This window comes from Alteromonas profundi, from assembly GCF_010500865.1.
In the GTDB taxonomy this organism is placed as follows: domain Bacteria; phylum Pseudomonadota; class Gammaproteobacteria; order Enterobacterales; family Alteromonadaceae; genus Alteromonas; species Alteromonas profundi.
The window spans coordinates 1-2336 of record NZ_JAAAWN010000071.1 but is presented as its reverse complement, the minus strand read 5'-3'; the positions used below and the strand labels follow the sequence as shown (position 1 = coordinate 2336).

3 protein-coding genes are annotated in these 2336 nt (G+C 42.7%); 2 read left to right on the top strand and 1 reads right to left on the bottom strand.

Going from position 1 to position 2336, the window contains the following annotated elements:
* Positions 1 to 652: 652 nt before the first annotated feature.
* Complete coding sequence (locus GTH32_RS19135; RefSeq protein WP_141152196.1) at positions 653 to 1072, bottom strand: DUF4262 domain-containing protein; 420 nt, start codon at positions 1070 to 1072, stop codon at positions 653 to 655.
* A 619-nt stretch (positions 1073 to 1691) separates the two neighbouring features.
* On the opposite strand from GTH32_RS19135, the gene GTH32_RS19130 reads away from it, so the two are divergent.
* Positions 1692 to 1913 carry a TA system antitoxin ParD family protein gene (locus tag GTH32_RS19130; RefSeq protein WP_163088784.1) on the top strand — a complete coding sequence of 74 codons (222 nt, stop codon included), beginning with the start codon at positions 1692 to 1694 and terminating at the stop codon, positions 1911 to 1913.
* Positions 1906 to 2196, top strand: a complete 291-nt coding sequence (locus GTH32_RS19125; RefSeq protein WP_061439355.1) for a type II toxin-antitoxin system RelE/ParE family toxin — start codon at positions 1906 to 1908, stop codon at positions 2194 to 2196. The genes GTH32_RS19130 and GTH32_RS19125 overlap by 8 nt, the downstream gene beginning before the upstream one ends.
* The last annotated feature ends 140 nt before the right edge of the window (positions 2197 to 2336 follow it).

Sequence of the window (2336 nt, the reverse complement as noted above, 5' to 3'; positions counted from 1 at the left end):
AGAGCTATTATTGATAAACAATGTGCTGTTAACAGCTAGAGTATTAAAAAATGCCCAAGCCAAATGAACACACACAATCCCAGCTAATAAGTAAACCATGAGTTAGGTTTTCCTAGTGGCATATAACATTAAGCTAAGCGGCGCAGTTGCGTGGGGCATAATGGCGAAGCCGCCCCGCGTAACTGCGTCCGAACGACCGAAGGGAGTGACTTGAGCGCTTTGTTAGAAGCAGAGCCTGTTCCTTTGGTCTTTTTAAAAACTGTTGAAGTCAGCATACGATTGATTATTAACACAAACAAGTAAAACGACAGTGCAGTGATGTTTTTGATTTGACTGAAGCAAGCCGCCATTTGGATTAACAAACGCATTGGCACTGACTGACTTAAAATAAGAACTTGGCGGTAAAGCGCCTAATGCGCAACCTTTGAAGTTAATGCGGTGACATTAAAACAACCAAAAGCTAAAGCGATGCTGGTGAAAACAGGTGAGGGTAGTTGAACTGATTACTTGATTGAGCCAAACGTAGTTTAGGCTGACGCCTTCTAACTTTTAAATAAGGGGCGCAGGCATGTGGGGCATAATGGCGAAGCCGCCCCGCATGTATGCGTCCCAGCGAACGAAGTGAGTGACTTAATTTTTTTGTTATACGCAATCACGATAAGACCTCTTGAGCGGTGTTACTTTCTTCTTGAAATTTACCTTCTTTATCAGGCCAAATACATTGAAGAGCGTCAAACTTTTCAATGCTATAAATACTAACAGCCGCCCTTAAGTATTCCTCTTTGTTGAGTTCGCTAATTTTACTAAATTTGACCGGATAGCCTTTTATAACTTCTTCACTTAATTGGTTATTGGTAAATCGTTGACCGTTCTTGATTAACTGTCCAATATCGTTGATAAGTGAGTGCATCAATGAGGTATCCAACCCAGACATGATGATTTCAGGATGATCAAGCGTTTCAGTAAAACCTATTGAATATGAAAAGCTCGGAGCATCCTTGCTAAAAACAGAAAGAACATGCCAACCATGTTTCTTAATGTCATCTTCTACTTTTTCCATTACATCCGACATATTCACAGATTCCTAGTTTGCGTATAACTTTAAGCTAAGGGGCGCTAGCATGTGGGCTAAAATCCGAACGAAGTGAGTCAGCCCACATGTTAGCGTCCCAGCGACCGAAGGGAGTGGCTTAAGCGTTTTGTTAGGCGTACAACTGAAAGTACGCAGCTTTGCTGCCACCACTAGCCAAAAAGACCGCGTGTTTAAATTATTGAATTTAAGATAAAACAACCCTGTGCGAAATGCCAGATGTTAACGGTAATGCTGGATAAAAGAGCGAGCTTAGAAAGCTGGTGATGCTGAATGTCGGCGTCGCGATGTTGATGAAAAGCGCGTTGCTAAAGCCGTTGAAACAACCGAGAAAGCTAGCCGCGAACACGACCTAGCGAAACAACCTTGATGCTGGAATGTCACAACTGAACCAACATTTTAATGCTGTAAGTAAATGACGCCTAACGGCCCGCATAACGGGCAAAAATACGTAGGCTAGAATACCAAGCGCAGCGCAGGGAGCCTACGTGTTTTTGTCCCAAGGAGCGCTAGCGACTGAGTTGATGCGTTTGTTATACGCAATTTGCCACACCTGTAGCGCGTTGCTACAATGTGATAATGAATTATAAGGAGACATATTATGGCAACCGCGAGCGTAAGACTAGACCAAGATCTAGTTGAGAAAGCTACCATTATGGGTAAAGCACTAAACCGAACGATGCCTAAACAGATTGAGCATTGGGCAAAAATAGGTGAAATGATGGAAGATAATCCTGATTTACCATACGAATTCGTGAAACAAGCAATTATTTCCAAAGCGGAAAAAGAGGCAGGTAAATTGGAGCCTTACAATTTTGGCTAAGATTACGAGTGTTTTACAGACAGCTAATTTTAAGAGAGCAGTAAAGAAGTTACATAAGAATCAGAAAAAAGACTTGGATAAAGCTGTAAAGGAATTGATGGACGATCCTCTTCTAGGAGAACAGAAAAAAGGCGACCTAGCTTTTCTTCGCGTGTACAAGTTCAAGATGGTTAAGCAGCTAACCTTATTAGGTTACAGCTACGAGGACGGCACTGTAATTCTTGAATTAATAGCTCTTGGTTCACATGAAAACTTTTACCGCGATGTTAAAAAGTTGTTCTGACCAATTGCGTATAACTTTAAGCTTTGGGGCGCAGATGCGTGGGGCATAATGGCGAAGCCGCCCCGCGTATAGGCGTCCCAGCGACCGGAGGGAGTGCCAACAGCGTTTTGTTAGGCGTACAAAGGAAAGTACGCAGCTTT